16 protein-coding genes are annotated in these 18036 nt (G+C 42.5%); 13 read left to right on the forward strand and 3 right to left on the reverse strand.

The genetic code is table 11. The features are described from left to right. Nucleotides 1-24 precede the first annotated feature (24 nt). The 4 genes from ubiI to gcvP all read left to right on the forward strand — a co-directional run bounded on the left by ubiI (nt 25) and on the right by gcvP (nt 6346). Entirely contained in the window at nt 25-1251 is a 1227-nt protein-coding gene (gene ubiI / locus PR795_RS08305) for an FAD-dependent 2-octaprenylphenol hydroxylase (RefSeq protein WP_036975145.1), read from the forward strand. A 467-nt stretch (nt 1252-1718) separates the two neighbouring features. Then, nucleotides 1719-2813 carry a glycine cleavage system aminomethyltransferase GcvT gene (gcvT, locus tag PR795_RS08310; RefSeq protein ID WP_039861637.1) on the forward strand — a complete coding sequence of 365 codons (1095 nt, stop codon included), beginning with the start codon at nt 1719-1721 and terminating at the stop codon, nt 2811-2813. Between the two features lie 79 nt (nt 2814-2892). Continuing rightward, entirely contained in the window at nt 2893-3285 is a 393-nt protein-coding gene (gene gcvH / locus PR795_RS08315; protein ID WP_006658043.1) for a glycine cleavage system protein GcvH, read from the forward strand. A gap of 184 nt (nt 3286-3469) precedes the next feature. Continuing rightward, the gene (gcvP, locus tag PR795_RS08320; RefSeq protein WP_181480114.1) at nt 3470-6346 is read left to right on the forward strand and encodes an aminomethyl-transferring glycine dehydrogenase; all 2877 of its coding nucleotides are present in this window, start codon (nt 3470-3472) and stop codon (nt 6344-6346) included. A gap of 88 nt (nt 6347-6434) precedes the next feature. Here gcvP and PR795_RS08325 read toward each other — a convergent pair whose 3' ends face one another. Together PR795_RS08325 and ygfZ are read right to left on the reverse strand one after the other, a co-directional pair. Continuing rightward, on the reverse strand, nt 6435-7055 hold the full coding sequence (locus PR795_RS08325; RefSeq protein ID WP_006658045.1) for an HD domain-containing protein: 621 nt from the start codon (nt 7053-7055) through the stop codon (nt 6435-6437). An 11-nt stretch (nt 7056-7066) separates the two neighbouring features. Then, on the reverse strand, nt 7067-8053 hold the full coding sequence (gene ygfZ, locus PR795_RS08330; RefSeq protein WP_181480113.1) for a tRNA-modifying protein YgfZ: 987 nt from the start codon (nt 8051-8053) through the stop codon (nt 7067-7069). 291 nt (nt 8054-8344) lie between these two features. Here ygfZ and sdhE point away from each other — a divergent pair, with 291 nt between their 5' ends. After that, nucleotides 8345-8611 (forward strand): FAD assembly factor SdhE, encoded by a 267-nt coding sequence (gene sdhE / locus PR795_RS08335; RefSeq protein ID WP_036968342.1) that lies wholly within the window; start codon nt 8345-8347, stop codon nt 8609-8611. Beyond that, nucleotides 8592-9002: a protein YgfX gene (locus PR795_RS08340; RefSeq protein ID WP_272516793.1), complete on the forward strand. Its 411-nt coding sequence runs from the start codon at nt 8592-8594 to the stop codon at nt 9000-9002. Before sdhE ends, PR795_RS08340 begins: the two co-directional genes overlap by 20 nt. 25 nt (nt 9003-9027) lie before the next feature. Here PR795_RS08340 and fldB read toward each other — a convergent pair whose 3' ends face one another. After that, nucleotides 9028-9546: a flavodoxin FldB gene (gene fldB, locus PR795_RS08345; protein ID WP_006658049.1), complete on the reverse strand. Its 519-nt coding sequence runs from the start codon at nt 9544-9546 to the stop codon at nt 9028-9030. A gap of 117 nt (nt 9547-9663) precedes the next feature. Between fldB and xerD the strand changes: the two genes are divergently transcribed. From xerD to PR795_RS08380, 7 genes are all read left to right on the forward strand, one after another. Next, nucleotides 9664-10566, forward strand: a complete 903-nt coding sequence (gene xerD / locus PR795_RS08350) for a site-specific tyrosine recombinase XerD (protein WP_006658050.1) — start codon at nt 9664-9666, stop codon at nt 10564-10566. 18 nt (nt 10567-10584) lie between these two features. Further along, nucleotides 10585-11286, forward strand: coding sequence for a bifunctional protein-disulfide isomerase/oxidoreductase DsbC (gene dsbC / locus PR795_RS08355; RefSeq protein WP_006658051.1), 702 nt, complete (start codon nt 10585-10587; stop codon nt 11284-11286). 8 nt (nt 11287-11294) lie between these two features. After that, nucleotides 11295-13028 (forward strand): single-stranded-DNA-specific exonuclease RecJ, encoded by a 1734-nt coding sequence (recJ, locus tag PR795_RS08360; protein WP_181480112.1) that lies wholly within the window; start codon nt 11295-11297, stop codon nt 13026-13028. 126 nt (nt 13029-13154) lie between these two features. After that, nucleotides 13155-14256, forward strand: a protein-coding gene (gene prfB / locus PR795_RS08365) for a peptide chain release factor 2 (protein WP_112860566.1) whose coding sequence is annotated in 2 segments (ribosomal slippage) — nt 13155-13232 and nt 13234-14256 — 1101 coding nt in all. Because the reading frame shifts where the segments join, the coding sequence is not laid out codon by codon here. Between the two features lie 7 nt (nt 14257-14263). Further along, a complete protein-coding gene (lysS, locus tag PR795_RS08370; RefSeq protein ID WP_006658054.1) occupies nt 14264-15781 on the forward strand; it encodes a lysine--tRNA ligase in 1518 nt (505 codons plus the stop codon). A gap of 702 nt (nt 15782-16483) precedes the next feature. Then, a complete protein-coding gene (locus PR795_RS08375) occupies nt 16484-16981 on the forward strand; it encodes a hypothetical protein (protein WP_036964165.1) in 498 nt (165 codons plus the stop codon). After that, a partial coding sequence (locus PR795_RS08380; protein WP_272516794.1) for a hypothetical protein occupies nt 16978-18036 on the forward strand: 1059 nt, incomplete at its 3' end. The genes PR795_RS08375 and PR795_RS08380, both read left to right, overlap by 4 nt.

The following is an 18036-nucleotide window of genomic DNA, read 5'->3' on the forward strand; positions in this document are numbered from 1 at the left end:
CACAAAATTAAGAGGAATTATAATATGCAATCGTTCGATGTGGTTATCGCTGGTGGTGGCATGGTTGGGCTGGCATTGGCATGTGGACTCGAAGGCAGTGGTTTACGTGTGGCAGTGGTAGAAAACCATCCGCCTAAAGTGCCATTTTCTGCCAGTGAGCCCCATGCGCTGCGCGTATCAGCAATTAATGCAGCGAGTGAAAAATTATTGGCTCACTTAGATGTGTGGTCAGCCATTAAAGGAATGAGAGCGTCTGCCTATAATGGTATGGAAGTGTGGGATAACCATAGTTTTGGGCGTATCGCTTTTTCTGCAAAAGACCAAAACCTTTCGCACTTAGGTCATATTGTTGAAAATAATGTGGTACGTGATGCGCTGTGGCAAAAAGCCAGCCAATTGCGTGATGTGACATTATTAGCGCCAGCGACCATTAAGAAAGTTGTTTGGGGCGAAAATGATGTTTTCATCACGTTAGATGACGAAAATATGCTGACAGCTCGATTAGTTGTCGGTGCCGATGGGGCGAATTCATGGTTACGTAGTCATGCGGATATCCCACTGACATTCTGGGATTATGAACATACTGCGTTAGTTGCCACAATTAGAACGGAACGTCCACACGAAGGGATTGCTCGCCAAGCCTTTAATGGGGAAGGTATCCTCGCATTCTTACCATTGAGCGACCCGCATTTATGCTCGATTGTGTGGTCCCAACCAAACTTAGCCGCGGCGCGTCGCCAAGATTTAGACAAGCTCGAGTTTGAGAAAGAGTTAACCGTTGCATTTGATGCTAATTTAGGGTTATGCCAGCTTGAAAGCGATCGTGTGACTATTCCATTAACTGGGCGTTATGCACGCCAGTTTGCGGCTCAGCGTCTTGCACTTCTGGGGGATGCTGCTCATACGATTCATCCATTGGCAGGTCAGGGCGTTAACCTTGGTTTTATGGACGTTGCTATGCTGATCGGTGAAATCAGAAGATTGCATCGAGAAGGTAAGGATTTTGGTCAATATTTCTATTTACGTGACTATGAGCGCAGTCGTAAACATAGTGCCGCATTGATGTTAGCGGGTATGCAAGGGTTCCGTGAGTTATTCGATGGCAATAACCCTGCGAAAAAATTGTTACGTGATATTGGCTTAGTATTAGCGGATAGCCTACCCGGAATAAAACCACAATTGCTGAACCATGCAATGGGCTTATCGGATATGCCTAAATGGTTAAAACAACTCCCTATTGATAGTCAGTAATCGATTTTATTTTTCTCTTATAGACGGAACGCTGAGTTTAACGCGTTCCGTTTTTTTATTTGTAATCACTATCTACCCACCTCGTTGATACTTTCCAATGGCTGAGAAAAACTAATTTATCCCTTATTTCGGATTAGTTTTTCTAATTTAACAATTAGACGCTGTTAGAGCCTTATTTCGATGGGAATCTCAGTTTTGATGATATTTTGCTCACCAATAAGCCAAATATGAAGGGATTGAGTGATCGTTCTCAATTATTTAACAAAAAGCGCTGGCAATATAACCGCGCAATCAGTAATACAGTGAGTACGTCACCCTATTTTTTTTTATAGCATCCAATTTCGAATGTTAGCGATTTTGAATCAAATTCGATGATTTGCGTTTTGATGAAACGGGGTTTACAGAAAAAATTTATACCGTCATCACGCAATCACCCCATCAGACACAGTAATGTAAAGAGGGTATTCATGGTAAAGCAAACAACTCTATATGATGAGCATATAGCCTGCGGTGCAAAAATGGTGGATTTCCACGGGTGGATGATGCCACTGCACTATGGTTCGCAAATCAACGAACATAATATTGTCCGAACCGATGCAGGAATGTTTGATGTTTCCCACATGACCATTGTTGATTTACATGGTGAAGGCTGCCGCGATTTTCTCCGTTATCTTCTCGCCAATGATATTGCCAAACTCACGATCAAAGGCCGCGCACTGTATACCGGTATGCTGAATGCATCCGGTGGTGTGATTGATGATTTGATTGTTTATTACCTTGACGATGATTTCTATCGTTTGGTGGTTAACTCTGCGACACGAGACAAAGACATTGCATGGATTGAACAGCATGCTAAAGAGTATGCTGTTGCAATCACTGTACGCGATGATCTCGCGTTATTAGCCGTTCAAGGTCCAAAGGCACAAGATAAAGTTCACTCTTTACTGACTGAAGAGCAGCGTGCTGCAATTAAAGATATGAAGCCTTTCTATGGTGTACAAACTGGCGATCTGTTTATTGCAACAACAGGTTATACCGGTGAGAAAGGCTATGAAATCGCAATGCCAAAGCAGCAAGTTGTAGAGTTTTGGCGCAAGCTGCTTAAAGCGGGTGTGCATCCAGCTGGCTTGGGTGCTCGTGATACGTTACGCCTTGAAGCAGGTATGAATTTATATGGGCAAGATATGGACGAGTCTATTTCTCCATTGGCAGCCAATATGGGATGGACAATTGCTTGGGAACCGCAAGATCGGAACTTTATCGGTCGTGAAGCATTGGAAAAGCAACGTGCGCAAGGTTCAGACAAACTGGTTGGTATTGTCATGCGTGAAAAAGGCATTTTACGTGCTGAACAGGTTGTGCGCTTTACCGACGAATCGGGTAAATTGCATGAGGGAGTGATCACTAGCGGTTCATTTTCTCCAACGTTGGGTTTCAGTATCGCATTAGCGCGTGTACCGAATGGGATTAAAAATCAGGCCATCGTTGAAATTCGCCATCGTGAAATGCCGGTTGAAGTGGTTAAGCCGGGGTTCGTACGCGAAGGTAAGGCATTAGTATAATTAGATATTTTCTAATGCAACACAATATTTAGTTTTATTCTCAAAAAACATATTCTCAGAATCAGAAGAGAGGCTAGAAATGAGCAATGCACCTAAAGAGTTAAGATATACCCGTGAACACGAATGGTTACGTGATGAAGGCAACGGTGAGTTTACTGTGGGTATCACTGAACATGCGCAAGAAACTTTAGGCGATATGGTTTTTGTCGACTTACCTAACGTAGGTGATGTCGTGAGTGCAGGGGATGACTGCGCAGTTGTTGAATCTGTTAAGGCGGCATCTGATATTTATGCACCTATTAGCGGTGAAATTATCGCAGTAAATGATGCATTAAGTGATTCTCCAGAATTAGTCAACGAATCACCTTATCAAGAAGGTTGGATTTTCCGCATTAAGATGACTGATGACTCACAGTTAGCTGACCTGATTGATGCTCAGGGTTATCTGAGCATGATCGCCGCGGAAGAGTAATTTATTGCATCGTACGTTGCGCTGTAGCCTGATAGTTCGCTACAGCGCAACGTATTTAAAAATATTGTTTTTATAAAGGTTAGTTTGAACTGGCCCACTTACCTCGCAGTTTATAAATAGGTCTTATCATCGCTAGAGTCTTATAACCTACGCTACGCACGGCAAAAAGGATGGGAACACAGATATGTCGATGTCACTGAGTCAACTAGAAAACCGTTCAGAATTTATCTCGCGCCACATTGGATCATCAGAACAACAAATAAAAACCATGTTAGGTACTGTTGGTGCGACCTCTCTCGATAATTTAATGGACAAAATTGTCCCAAAAGCAATCTTACTACCGGAACCACCAAGAGTGGGTGGTGGTGCTACAGAACAAGAGGCATTGGCCGAGCTAAAAGGCATCGCATCTCTTAATAAACGCTATAAAAGTTACATCGGTATGGGCTATGCCCCTGCAGTACTTCCCCCTGTTATCTTGCGTAATTTGTTAGAAAATCCCGGCTGGTACACGGCCTATACGCCGTATCAACCTGAGGTTTCTCAAGGGCGTCTTGAATCCCTGCTGAATTTTCAGCAACTCACTATCGATTTGACGGGCTTAGATCTCGCTTCAGCGTCCTTATTGGATGAAGCGACTGCGGCGGCTGAAGCCATGGCGATGGCAAAACGTATTAGTAAGTTGAAAAACGCAGAGCGTTTTTTCGTTGCAGATGATATCCATCCTCAAACACTTGATGTTGTGCGTACTCGCGCGGGTACTTTCGGTTTTGAAGTGATTGTGGATAGTGCAGAAAAAGCACTGGAGCATGAAGGGGTATTTGGTGTATTGCTACAACAAGTTGGTACCACAGGGAACATTCATGATTACAGTGAACTGTTTGCTAAGCTGAAAGAGAAAAATATCGTCAGTTGTGTGGCTGCGGATATGATGGCACTCGTTTTACTGACAGCACCAGCAAAACAAGGTGCGGATATTGTCTTTGGCTCCGCTCAACGTTTTGGTGTACCAATGGGCTATGGTGGTCCTCATGCCGCATTTTTTGCCTGCAAAGATGAATTTAAACGCGCGATGCCGGGACGTATTATCGGGGTCTCCCGTGATGCGGCAGGACATACAGCATTACGCATGGCAATGCAAACTCGTGAGCAACATATTCGCCGCGAAAAAGCGAACTCTAACATTTGTACCTCTCAAGTTTTACTCGCTAACATTGCAGCAATGTACGCGGTGTATCATGGTCCTGAAGGTTTAAAACTGATTGCTGAGCGTATTCACCGCTTTAGCTCTATTTTTGCCAAAGCGCTTACAGAGGCGGGTATTACTCTTCGTCATAAAACGTGGTTCGATACTCTCGCGATTGAAGTCGCAGATAAAGCCGCAGTATTAGCGCGCGCAGAAAAAGCACAAGTCAACTTGCGCACAGATATTCATGGTGCGGTGGGCGTAACATTTAGCGAAGTCACTTCACGTCATGACCTGAACGAGTTGTTCTTCGTGATCACTGGCATGGATAAAAAATTGGATTTTGAAGCATTAGACAAGCTCGTTTCAGAAGGCACAAATTCTATTCCAGCCGCGATGTTGCGTGATGATGTTATCTTAGCCCATCCAAATTTCCATCGTTATCATAGTGAAACGGAAATGATGCGCTACATGCATAGCTTAGAACGTAAGGATTTAGCGCTGAATCAAGCGATGATCCCATTAGGTTCATGTACGATGAAACTGAACGCTTCTGCGGAGATGATCCCTATCACATGGCCTGAATTTGGTGAATTACACCCGTTCTGCCCACCAGAGCAAGCGCAAGGTTATCACCAAATGATTGAGCAGCTTTCTCACTGGTTAGTGCAATTAACGGGTTATGACGCCGTTTGCATGCAGCCAAACTCAGGGGCACAAGGTGAATACGCGGGGCTGTTAGCGATTCGTCGTTACCATGAAAGCCGCAATGAAGGCGCGCGTAATATCTGTTTGATCCCCGCATCGGCACACGGAACTAACCCTGCATCTGCACATATGGCAGGCATGGAAGTCGTGGTTGTGCGTTGTGATGATGAAGGTAATATTGATCTTGTTGACCTCCGTGAAAAAGCGAAGGAACACAGCACAGCTCTTTCTTGTGTCATGGTGACCTACCCATCTACTCACGGGGTTTATGAAGAGAGTATCCGTGAAGTGTGTGAAATTATTCATCAATATGGTGGGCAAGTTTATTTAGATGGTGCGAACATGAACGCACAAGTAGGTCTAACAACACCTGGTTTTATTGGTGCGGATGTGTCTCACTTGAATTTACATAAAACCTTCTGCATTCCTCATGGTGGCGGCGGACCAGGTATGGGACCTATTGGTGTGAAAAAACATTTAGCACCGTTTGTTCCTGGGCACTCGGTGGTCACGCAAGAAATGTTGACTGAGCAAGGCGCGGTTTCTGCTGCACCATTTGGTAGCGCTTCTATTCTACCTATTAGCTGGATGTATATCCGTATGATGGGCTCGCACGGGCTTAGAAAAGCTAGCCAAGTGGCTATTTTAAATGCTAACTACATCGCGAAACGCTTAGCCGCTCGCTATGACATTCTGTATACAGGGCAAGAAGGCTATGTGGCTCACGAATGTATCGTGGATCTACGTCCTATCAAGAAAGATACAGGTATCAGTGAGTTAGATATTGCGAAGCGTTTGATTGACTACGGTTTCCATGCGCCAACCATGTCATTCCCTGTCGCGGGAACCTTGATGATTGAACCAACTGAATCAGAAAGCATTGTCGAAATTGATCGCTTTATCGATGCGATGTTGGCTATTCGTGATGAAATAGACCAAGTGGTTCAAGGTAAATGGACGTTGGAAGATAACCCGTTAGTGAACGCTCCGCACGTTCAAACCGAATTAGCGGAAGAGTGGGCGCATACTTATAGTCGTGAATTGGCGGTATTCCCATCTCACGCAACTCGAGTGAACAAATATTGGCCAGCGGTGAAACGTCTTGATGATGTTTACGGGGACCGTCATTTACATTGTTCGTGCGTACCTATTGAAGAGTATATGTAATTAATTTACTCAGTGTTGAATATGAAAACGCCAGATGAAGATCTGGCGTTTTTTATGGGATTGCCTTTTCTGTAGCCTGTTTTTATAATTACAGCAGCCATCCTTTTTGGTGTGCCTGTTCTAATTGCTGTTCAAGTTGCAACCAAAACTCAGGCAGGATCTCTTGAATATAGTCACACTTACTGACGACCTGCTCATGGCGAATATGATTTTCAACCCAGCTTTGACCTTGATTATGCAAGTTCAATAACATTGGCATCGCTCTGTCAATGGCATTGGCATATTTCGATTCCAAGGTTTCAACAGCATCATACTCATTCCACAAGGCTAAAAATTCCGCATTTTGTGGGCTTGGTAGTAGGTTAAACAGGCGGTTAGCCGCTTTGACTTCTTCATCATGAATGGCATCACGAGCAGCATTATCAAAGACTAAGACATCACCAGCATCAATTTCAACAATATCATGTACTAAGGCGAGTTTAATGGCACGTTCCAGATTAACGCCCGGTACATAAGGTGCGAATGCCATTGCTGCAACCGCAAATTGCCAGCTATGTTCTGCGGTGTTTTCGTGTCTTTCACGGTTTAATAATTTATTTTTTCGATAAACACTTTTCAGTTTATCGAGCTCCATTAAAAATTGGATGACTTCGGTAAAAGCCCCAAAATTCAAAATATTCTGTGGCTTAGTACCTGTTGCAGATGACATAAAAACCTCAATTATTTATCTTCTTCTAAAGAATAAGGGAGTGGGCTAATTGTTAGGCGACTGTGCTCATCTCCCATAACACGAAATACGCTATCGGCTTCCATGTCATTATTCATGATGATTTGGATGCTAAGCTCACCATTACCTAAACGTACTGCCGCGAGAACAGTGCCTGTACGACGCCAGTTTTCACCGAGTTGCCATTCAACACCCTCGCCGATGGTTGGGAGCGCTGAGCCTGTACCTGTAAGCCAATACATCGCTCGTTTGTTAGCACCACGGAACTTGGCACGAGCCACCATTTCTTGGCCTGTGTAGCAGCCTTTTTTAAAGCTAATACTGTGAGGGATAACCTGTAAGTTTGCTGCTTGTGGTAAATGTTGAGCGCTATTCTCTTGGTCAATAACAGCGAGACCGGCCTCAATATCAAGCGCTAACCATTGTTGGTCAGAAACCTGTGGTGCATTTAATGTGTCTGTTATCTTTTGTGCGATGGGCTCATCTGTAATGATTAAGAAGCGTTCTGCTGGGAGGTCAAAATGCAGAAGGGTGCTATTGCCATCAACAACCACTTGATTTTGGTGATCCGGCAATGTGGCAAAAATAGCTGCTAGTGCTTCTCTTGCGCCTTGTCCGGCGATACCCAGTAATTTCAGTTCGGTTTTTTTCTCAAAAGTGACTTTAGAAAAAACGGCATATTTTTTTAGTTCTGCAAGTTGGGCATCGGCGACACTGCGTCTTTCAATATAAGAAAAACCATCTAAATGATGGAATAGGCGTAGGTCACTCCACATTTTGCCTTTTGGGTCACAATGTGCGGTCAGTGTGTGGGCATGTTCAAGCGTACTAATATCCGCGGTGACTTGCCCTTGCAGATATTTTTCTGCGTCGGCACCGTGAAGATGAATAAGTTCCCAGTTTTCCAGTGAAATCAATACAAGGGGTAAAGACTGAGAATTGAGGGGAAACTGAAGTGTGTTGTCTACATGAGAAGTCATGATTTCACCTGTTGTTCTTTATCTGATAATGGTGCTTAATGGTAAAATAGCTAGGTCACATTGCAAGCCTAAAACGGTACTAAAGTTTCATTAGCCTATTATTCAGCATAAGCGGGTAAATAGTTTGTAGAAAAACGGTATTTTACAACCTAAAATGTGAACTATGTAGAGTGTGGCATGTTTTATTGACAGATTATCTGATAGAGTATTTAAAATAATCAATCTTATCAGTCAACTGCAACAAAAGGTCGTAGTGAAATGGATAATGGAATGCCTAGCGGGCAAAGTCAAATCGATATCAATAACAAGGCGCGAATTCATTGGGCATGCAGAAGAGGCATGCGTGAGCTTGATATTTCTATCATGCCATTTTTTGAACATGAATATGACGAACTGACAGATCACGATAAACGTATTTTTGTGCGTCTACTCGAGTGCCCAGATCCAGATTTGTTCAATTGGTTGATGAATCACGGGCGTCCGGAGGATGAAGAGCTATTCTCTATGATTAAACTCATTCAAGAAAGAAATAAAAATCGTGGTCCTGTGGAAATCTAATCTTTCCATTTCATGGAAAACCCAGCTTTTTTCAACCTGCCTCCATGTGGGGGCGGGTATCATTTTGCTTGTTGCACCATGGGAACCTGGTAACTCGATGATTTGGCTTCCATTATTGGTTATCTTAGTGGCGAGCTGGGCAAAAAGTCAAAAGAACATTAGCAAAGTGAAAGGCGTTGCTGTACTGGTGAATGGCAATAAGCTTCAATGGAAAAAGAATGAGTGGGAAATAATCAAAGCACCATGGTGTAGCCGTTGTGGTATTTTATTGACGCTTAAGGCACTGCAAGGAAAGCCACAGAAGCTGCGTTTGTGGGTGGCGAAAGATTCAGTGTCCGAAGAAAATTGGCGTAACCTCAATCAATTATTACTGCAATATCCCGACATTTGATATTGCAGTTTATTGCGCTTCATCTCTAAAGAGCAGCTTCAATTTCTTGTAGGATCTGCTCACACCATTGGGCGATTCTCTCGTCCGTTTGTTCAAATTGGTTTACATCATCGAGTGCGAGACCAACAAACATTTTACCGTCTTCAGTCAGTGGTTTGGGGCTTTCAAATTCATACCCTTCAGTAGACCAAAAACCAATAAATTGTGCGCCAGTCGGTTTTAGTTGGTGATAGAGCATACCTAATGCATCTAAAAACCATTCGCTATAGTCAACTTGGTCACCCATGCCATACATGGCGACCATTTTGTCGACAAGGTTAAGTTTGGGAAGCGCCTCCCAAATTTCCAGCCAGTCTTCCTGAATTTCACCAAAATCCCACGTAGGAATTCCCAAAATAAGAACATCGTACTGCTCCATTAATTCTGGCGGTGTATCGTTGACGTTATGGAGCGTGATGAAATCATCACCTAGGATGTCGCGTATTTTCTCCGCAACCATTTCGGTGTAGCAGGTACTTGAGCCGTAAAAAAGACCTATTTTCATATATATTCTTACTATATCCAGCGCTGGTTTTTATCACGAGGGACGTATTGTAACAGATGGTGCTACAATCAGGCATAATAGATTGCATGGTAATAATAAAGAGGCATAGGATCTAGCGTGGAAAGTAAACAACTAAATCCATTAATTGAACAGTTTCTTGATACAATTTGGTTGGAGCAAGATCTTGCTGAAAACACCTTGGCATCTTATCGTAATGACCTCCAATCATTAGATCGGTGGCTGGATAAGCAGCAGCTACATTTAGAAACCGTTCAATCTATTGATTTGCAATCTTTTCTAGCAGAGCGTATTGACGGTGGATATAAAGCTGCAAGTTCGGCGCGTTTGCTAAGTTCGATACGCAGGCTATTTCAATATTTTTATCGTGAAAAAATTAGGTCAGATGACCCTTCTGCGGTAATTGCAGCACCTAAAATTCCGCAACGATTGCCAAAAGATTTGAGTGAAAAACAAGTCGAAGATTTACTCAATGCGCCTGCAACTGAGGACTCGCTCGAATTACGAGACAAAGCGATGTTAGAAGTGTTATATGCCTGTGGCTTACGCGTCTCTGAGCTGACGGGATTGACCTTCTCGGATATCAGTTTACGGCAAGGGGTTGTGCGTGTTGTGGGGAAAGGTGACAAAGAGCGTTTGATCCCTCTGGGAGAAGAGGCGATTTATTGGCTGGAAAAATACATTGCAGAAGGGCGCCCTGACTTATTGAATGGAAAGACCAGCGACGTGCTTTTTCCAAGTAAACGCGGTACAAAGATGACCCGCCAGACATTTTGGCACCGAATAAAATATTACGCCGTTTTGGCAAATATTGATGGGGAAGCATTATCACCTCATGTATTAAGGCATGCATTCGCAACCCATTTATTGAATCACGGCGCAGACTTACGCGTCGTACAGATGCTATTAGGTCATAGTGACCTATCAACAACCCAAATTTACACACATGTTGCCACTGAGCGACTACGTGCTTTACATGAGCAGCATCATCCTCGAGGGTGATGGGTGAAAAGGATAAATATGAAACGCAAATTACTTGTTTTAGGCGCCTGCATCGCGTCATTAACGGCATCTGTTTATGCAGCAACAGAAGAGAAGCTGATTATCGAAAAACTTGCACATTATAATATGCAAGTAGAGTCTATTAAGCCTTCCCCAATTGTGGGTTTAAATACGGTAGAAACGGATAACGGCGTTATCTATGTGACTGATGATGGTAAATATTTATTGCAAGGTCCTATTTATGATCTGAGTGGCAAAGTCCCTGTAAATATCAGTAACCAACCATTATTGAAGAAGGTAGAAGCGCTAAAAAATGAAATGATCATTTTCAAAGCGCCTAATGAAAAATATGTGGTGACCGTCTTTACGGACATCAGCTGTGGCTACTGCAAAAAGTTACATGAAACCGTAGGCGAATTAAACAGTAAAGGAGTTACCGTTCGTTATTTAGCATTCCCACGCCAAGGACTGAAGAGTGATACGGCGAAACAAATGGCATCCATTTGGTGCAATGGTTTACCTCAAGATGCGTTAACGAAAGCATTTAAAGGTGATGAGGTTGCCATGATTGATGACTGTAAAATTGATTTAGGTAATCATTTAAAATTAGGTCAATTATTTAAAGTAACAGGCACGCCAGCGATTATTTTGCCAAGCGGACAAGTGCTACCTGGCTTTTTAAAACCGGATGAATTACTCCAATTACTTGAACAGAAATAATCATTATTGTGAATGTTGAAACTTTTTTACGTCAAAGAGAATTAACGGGTGATGCTGCCGCATTACCCAATATTCCTGAGCTTTTGCAGCGTATTTATGCCTCTCGAGGGATCACTGATATCGCCCAATTAGAGCGAAAAGCCTCTAATTTACTAGATTATCGCTCATTATCAGGGGTTGAGAATGCATTAACGCTGCTCTATGTCGCACTGGTGGAGCATCAAAAAATTACCATTGTAGGGGATTTTGATGCTGATGGCGCAACCAGCACTGCATTGGCTATTCGTGCACTGAAAGCCATGGGGTATGTGAATTTAAATTATATCGTTCCTAACCGTTTTGAAAATGGTTATGGTTTGACGCCGCTAGTGGTGGATGAAGCCTATAAGCAGGGAACTGACCTGATTATTACCGTAGATAACGGTATTTCTTCTCATGATGGGGTCGATGCTGCTCATCAATATGGGATGAAGGTGATTATTACAGATCACCATTTGCCGGGTGAAATCCTACCAACAGCTGATGCTATCATCAATCCAAACCTGAGTGACTGCCAATTCGCATCAAAATCATTGGCGGGTGTTGGGGTTACGTTTTATTTAATGTCAGCATTAAGGGCGCACTTACGCCAACAGCAATGGTTTGAAAAGCAAGGGATCAGTGAACCTAATTTAGCGGAATATCTCGATTTAGTTGCACTTGGCACGGTCGCTGATGTGGTGCCATTAGATACCAATAACCGTATTTTAGTGCATCAAGGGTTAAATCGCGTAAGAGCAGGACGTTGCTGCGCGGGAATCAAAGCGTTAATTGAGGTATCCAAGCGAGATGCGTCTCGTCTTGTCGCGAACGATTTTGGCTTTGCGTTAGGTCCTCGGTTAAATGCGGCTGGACGGCTCGATGATATGTCGGTGAGTATTGAATTGCTACTCACGGATGATATGGCATATGCGCGTGAGCTAGCTAATGAGCTTGATGGTTTGAACCAAACTCGTCGAGAAATCGAAGCAGGCATGCAGCAAGAAGCTTTGGTGTTATTTAATAAAATCGAATATAGCGACAATCAATTACCCAATGGGCTAGCTTTGTACCATCCTGAATGGCATCAAGGGGTTGTTGGGATTTTAGCATCGCGAATTAAAGAGCAGTTTCACCGTCCTGTCATCGCTTTTGCACCCGCCGGTGATGGGTTATTAAAAGGCTCTGGTCGCTCGGTTCAAGGTGTACATATGCGTGATGCGCTTGAACGTTTGAATACGCTGCAACCAGGGTTAATGCAAAAGTTTGGTGGACATGCCATGGCGGCTGGCTTGTCTCTTGAAGAGAGTAAATTTGACGCCTTCAAATACCACTTTGAGACGTTAATGGGGGAGCTTATTCAGCCTGAACTGTTATCAGGTGTGATCTGGAGTGACGGTGAGCTATTGCGTAATCAGCTGTCATTAGAAACAGCAGAATTACTGCGTGAAAGTGGTCCTTGGGGACAGGCTTTCCCTGAACCGGTATTTGATGGACATTTCCAGTTATTACAACAAAAGTTAGTGGGTGAAAAACATTTGAAATTGATGTTGGAGCCCGTTAATGGTGGACCCATGCTCGATGGTATCATGTTTAATATTGATGTTCGCCGATGGCCAGACAACAGTGTGAAAAAAGCTAAAATCGCATTTAAGCTGGATGTGAACGAATTTCGCGGCAATAGAAATGTGCAATTGATGATTGAGCATATTTGGCCGGATTAAACTGACGATACAATTCGTACAGAAATAGGGGAGTGATGCCCTATAAACCTGACAGGAATTCCGTTATACTAAACGGTTCGTGAATGGAAATATTTATCTTTATTGATCAACTATAAGATAGTGAAAATGACGTTTGAAATAAACCCAGTAAAAAGCAAGATTCAGGACCTGTCTGAACGGACAATGGTTCTGAGGGGGTATCTTTGACTATGATGCCAAGAAAGAACGCTTAGAAGAAGTGAACGCAGAACTTGAGCAACCGGATGTCTGGAATGAACCAGAACGAGCTCAAGCGCTTGGTAAAGAACGCTCTTCCCTTGAGGCAATTGTTGAGACTATTGACCAACTGACCCAAGGTATCGAAGACGTAGAAGGTTTATTGGAATTAGCGGTAGAAGCTGATGACGAAGAAACGTTCAACGAAGCGGGTGCCGAGTTAGACGTACTGCAAGGCAAGTTAGAACAACTGGAATTCCGTCGTATGTTTTCCGGCGAGTATGATAGTGCTGACTGCTACATTGACTTACAAGCAGGTTCTGGTGGTACTGAAGCGCAAGATTGGGCAAGTATGCTCATGCGTATGTACTTGCGTTGGGCCGAGTCAAAAGGCTTCAAAACAGAAATTATTGAAGAGTCCGATGGTGATGTGGCAGGTTTAAAATCTGCGACAATTAAAATCATCGGAGACTATGCCTATGGTTGGTTAAGAACAGAAACGGGTGTTCACCGTTTGGTTCGTAAGAGCCCATTTGATTCTGGCGGCCGTCGTCATACCTCATTTAGCTCAGCGTTTATCTATCCTGAAGTTGATGATGATATTGATATCGAAATTAACCCTGCTGATTTGCGTATCGACGTATACCGCGCCTCTGGAGCTGGTGGTCAGCACGTTAACAAAACTGAGTCAGCGGTGCGTATTACCCATATACCGACCAACATAGTGACTCAGTGTCAAAACGACCGTTCGCAACATAAAAATAAAGATCAAGCCATGCGCCAGTTAAAAGCGAAGTTGTACGAACTGGAAATGCAGAAGAAGAACGCAGATAAGCAAGCGATGGAAGAGAATAAATCGGACATTGGCTGGGGAAGCCAAATTCGTTCTTACGTCCTTGATGATGCGCGAATTAAAGATTTACGTACTGGTGTGGAAACGCGTAACACGCAAGCCGTGCTGGATGGTGATTTGGATAAATTCATTGAAGCTAGTTTAAAAGCTGGCCTGTGAGGAAAAAATGTCTCAAGAGCAACAGGGTGCAGAACACGCTCCCGATTTAAATAACGAACTCAAAGCCCGTAAAGAAAAACTGGTTGCGTTACGCGAACAGGGTATTCCGTTCCCAAATGATTTCCGCCGTGAAAATGTGTCCGATAAGCTTCACGCTGAATTTGGTGAAAAAACAGCAGAAGAGTTAGAAGATCTGAATGTTGAAGTGACTATCGCGGGTCGTATGATGACTCGCCGTATCATGGGTAAAGCATCATTCGCAACATTGCAAGATGTTGGTGGTCGTATTCAGATTTACGTTTCCCGCGATGATCTGCCAGAAGGTATTTATAACGAGCAGTTCAAAAAATGGGACTTAGGTGACATTCTGGGTGCTAAGGGTCGTTTATTTAAAACTAAAACGGGCGAATTGACTGTTCATTGTCATGAAGTTCGCTTGTTAACCAAAGCTCTGCGTCCATTACCAGACAAGTTCCACGGTTTATCAGACCAAGAAACACGTTATCGTCAACGTTACCTTGATTTAATTGCTAACGATGAATCTCGTAACACTTTCATCATCCGTTCTAAGATTTTAGCGGAAGTTCGTAATTTCATGGTCGATCATGGCTTTATGGAAGTTGAAACTCCAATGATGCAAGTCATCCCTGGTGGGGCTTCTGCGCGTCCATTCGTCACACACCATAATGCGTTAGATATCGATATGTATCTGCGTATTGCGCCAGAACTGTATCTGAAGCGTTTAGTTGTGGGTGGTTTTGAACGTGTGTTCGAAATTAACCGTAACTTCCGTAATGAAGGTTTATCTCCACGCCATAACCCAGAATTCACAATGATGGAACTGTACATGGCGTATGCGGATTACCGTGACTTAATCGTTCTGACTGAAGACTTATTCCGTATCTTAACGCAGAAAGTGTTAGGGAATACGGTTGTGAAGTATGGTGAGCAAGAATTTGATTTTGGTAAGCCATTTACCAAAATGACGATGAAAGAAGCTATCTGCAAATACCGCCCAGAAACCAATGTTGCGGATCTGGATGACATGGACAAAGCGGTTGCGATTGCTCAGTCTCTTGGCATTAAGATTGAGAAGAGCTGGGGCTTAGGTCGTATTCAGTGTGAAATCTTCGAGGAAGTTGCGGAAAGCCACTTAATTCAGCCAACATTTATTACTGAATATCCAGCTGAAGTTTCACCATTAGCTCGCCGTAACGATGAAAATCCGTTCATTACAGATCGTTTTGAATTCTTCATCGGTGGTCGTGAAATCGGTAATGGTTTCTCTGAGTTAAATGATGCGGAAGACCAAGCTGAGCGCTTTGCTGAGCAAGTTCGCCAGAAAGATGAAGGCGATGATGAAGCGATGTTCTATGATGAAGACTACGTCACCGCATTAGAGCACGGTTTACCGCCAACAGCAGGTTTAGGTATTGGTATTGACCGTATGGTCATGTTATTTACCAATAGCCATACTATCCGCGATGTAATCTTATTCCCTGCATTACGTCCTAGCAAAGCTTAAATTTTGCTTTTCATGCCCAGTAAATTGCTGGGCATGAACCTCTCAATACGTTGTCACCGTTCTATTTAATTAACCTATGTGAACTTACAATTAATTTGTCGTATTTTTCTTTTATAGCAAATAAAAGCTGAGTTATATCACGTTGTGCGTTAATTGAATGCCTGTATCTTTTAAGATAACTGCTATTCTTCGCTGGTTTTAATAAATGTAGAGTATTGTTTCATTAATACTTATTTTTATCATCAAGGTGAGCGTTAGCACTTTTTTGTTTTTCAGATTAAGAGAATTTAAGTCTTTTAATGAGTAAATCTACTTGATTGTAATTGATTGATTTTGATATGACATTGCTAATTAGGTTTACTTGATAAAACACGTGTAGATAACTGGATAGATAAAGTAAATAGGCATTACTCATTTTAAGTTATTACTAATGAGATGTGTTTTTGGTGTTAATAAATGGAGATAAACAACCAATAAATAGGAATGCAGGATATCTTATTTAGAGTAGCGATGAGTATTATTGTCGTTAAAATAACGACACCGCAGCGTGGAATTATATTAGTGAAAAATAAAAATGCATTATATTTATGAGGAGACTCTATTTCTCTATTCGACTATATAGAAAATAAGAAGTTTTTAGCTTACACTAGGTTTCTAGGACATCATAATAATAGCGAAGAAAAGTACTGGTAAGGTAAATATATGTTTTTAAAAAATAAATTTTATGTCGCATCTTTGCTTGCGGTAAGCACAGTTTTACTTTCTGGCTGTGTTTCTGGTCCAAACGCGCAAAATACGGCATCAGCTGATTCTCAACTAGCTACAGCATCAACGAAAAGTTCACAAAGCGGTAAGGTCGATAATTCTTACCCTGAATCACAAAATGTTTTAAATAATGCTTTAGATCGCTCGCCAAATGGTGCTGAGCAATCGGGCGTTGCTCCACTTAATACCTGTATTAAAGAACTCAGTTCATTGAAAACATTATCACCAGAAAATTACAATCGTCTGGTTGGTTCATTTAAGGAAGTGAGTGAAATCAATCAGTTGTATAAGCAAATCGAAGCAACTGCTAGCCCAGATACGATTGAACTATTGCAAATGGCAATTGAGTCTAAAACAAAAGTACTTTGTGCTAAGGTGCGTTACAACGCAGTGCTGTCAACGGAATCAACTTTGCAGAAAATTAATGGATTATGAGACTTAACCTAAGGCTTTGTGTCTCTCTGGCACTCTTCTCGACATGTTTTTCATCGGCATCCTATGCGGATCGTTTTAACAATGTCATCGATGACTTTGATACTTACCTTCAATCTGAAAATGAAGGTCAAAAGCCAAAGCCACGTCCTATCGAAGTGCCGCTGAGTGTTAAATCACAAGCCCAGGGTTATGATGTTTTATCCACACTTTCGCCAGTTCCACTGCCGAAAGAAAACCGCCAAGTCAAGACGGTTAATGCAAGGAATACTAAAGAGAAAAAGGCCACTCAGCACGTATCGAATACGGCGACGGTGTCTCATTCTCAAAACACTACAGCGCCAGTAACCGCCACGGTACAAACGCAGGTCGAGCCTAAAACACAACCACAAGTAACAGAGCCGGTGACTCCTCCTGTTACAGAGGTTTGTGTGTTACCAACTGAGCCTTCATCTTACCAGCCGACATCTTCATACTTACTGCAAAGTAATCAATGGAATCCTAAGTATTTGGCGAAAGATTTTGCCAAATACCAAGTTATTATTGATCCTCTTGGTCTGTATTCTTCTGATTTCACGAAGAAAGCAGGGGCAGATAATGCTGCCTATTTAGCTCAGTTGGCAAACTTAATTGAGCAGCAACAATTAAAAAGCCTTTATCGCCTTGGCATTGCGCAAGGTGTGGGTGAGTTAATTGCGTACAATAAGCTTTTAACGGATGGCCAGTTAGTCAATAAGCTTACCAATTACAATAAAAGTATTGCTGAGCTAAATCGTATTATTACTGAAAAACAATCTACGATTAATCAACTTAGCGAAGAAATTGCAGCCAACAAGCTGAAAATTGATCAGTTACAAAATGTTGTGAAGTCGGTTGATAATAAAGTTGTTATCGATGAACTTAACAATGAGTTAACGAAATCGAAGGGTGTTGTTGCTGAAAAACAAGCCAGTTTGGAAGCGCTCGCCAAACAGAATGATCAGTCTTTAGAAACCATCAAAAAGTTGGAAAAACAACTTAATGATGGTTTGGTTGATGTTGCGAATACGAAAAAACAA

The organism is Providencia sp. PROV209 (genome assembly GCF_028479485.1).
Classification (GTDB): Bacteria; Pseudomonadota; Gammaproteobacteria; order Enterobacterales; family Enterobacteriaceae; genus Providencia; species Providencia alcalifaciens.

What these genes read in the sequence shown, in the direction of transcription:
- ubiI (WP_036975145.1), top strand. Translation starts at nt 25, where the DNA reads ATGCAATCGTTCGATGTGGTTATCGCTGGTGGTGGCATGGTTGGGCTG.
- gcvT (WP_039861637.1), top strand. Translation starts at nt 1,719, where the DNA reads ATGGTAAAGCAAACAACTCTATATGATGAGCATATAGCCTGCGGTGCA.
- gcvH (WP_006658043.1), top strand. Translation starts at nt 2,893, where the DNA reads ATGAGCAATGCACCTAAAGAGTTAAGATATACCCGTGAACACGAATGG.
- gcvP (WP_181480114.1), top strand. Translation starts at nt 3,470, where the DNA reads ATGTCGATGTCACTGAGTCAACTAGAAAACCGTTCAGAATTTATCTCG.
- PR795_RS08325 (WP_006658045.1), bottom strand. Translation starts at nt 7,055, where the DNA reads ATGTCATCTGCAACAGGTACTAAGCCACAGAATATTTTGAATTTTGGG.
- ygfZ (WP_181480113.1), bottom strand. Translation starts at nt 8,053, where the DNA reads ATGACTTCTCATGTAGACAACACACTTCAGTTTCCCCTCAATTCTCAG.
- fldB (WP_006658049.1), bottom strand. Translation starts at nt 9,546, where the DNA reads ATGAAAATAGGTCTTTTTTACGGCTCAAGTACCTGCTACACCGAAATG.
- dsbC (WP_006658051.1), top strand. Translation starts at nt 10,585, where the DNA reads ATGAAACGCAAATTACTTGTTTTAGGCGCCTGCATCGCGTCATTAACG.
- lysS (WP_006658054.1), top strand. Translation starts at nt 14,264, where the DNA reads ATGTCTCAAGAGCAACAGGGTGCAGAACACGCTCCCGATTTAAATAAC.
- PR795_RS08375 (WP_036964165.1), top strand. Translation starts at nt 16,484, where the DNA reads ATGTTTTTAAAAAATAAATTTTATGTCGCATCTTTGCTTGCGGTAAGC.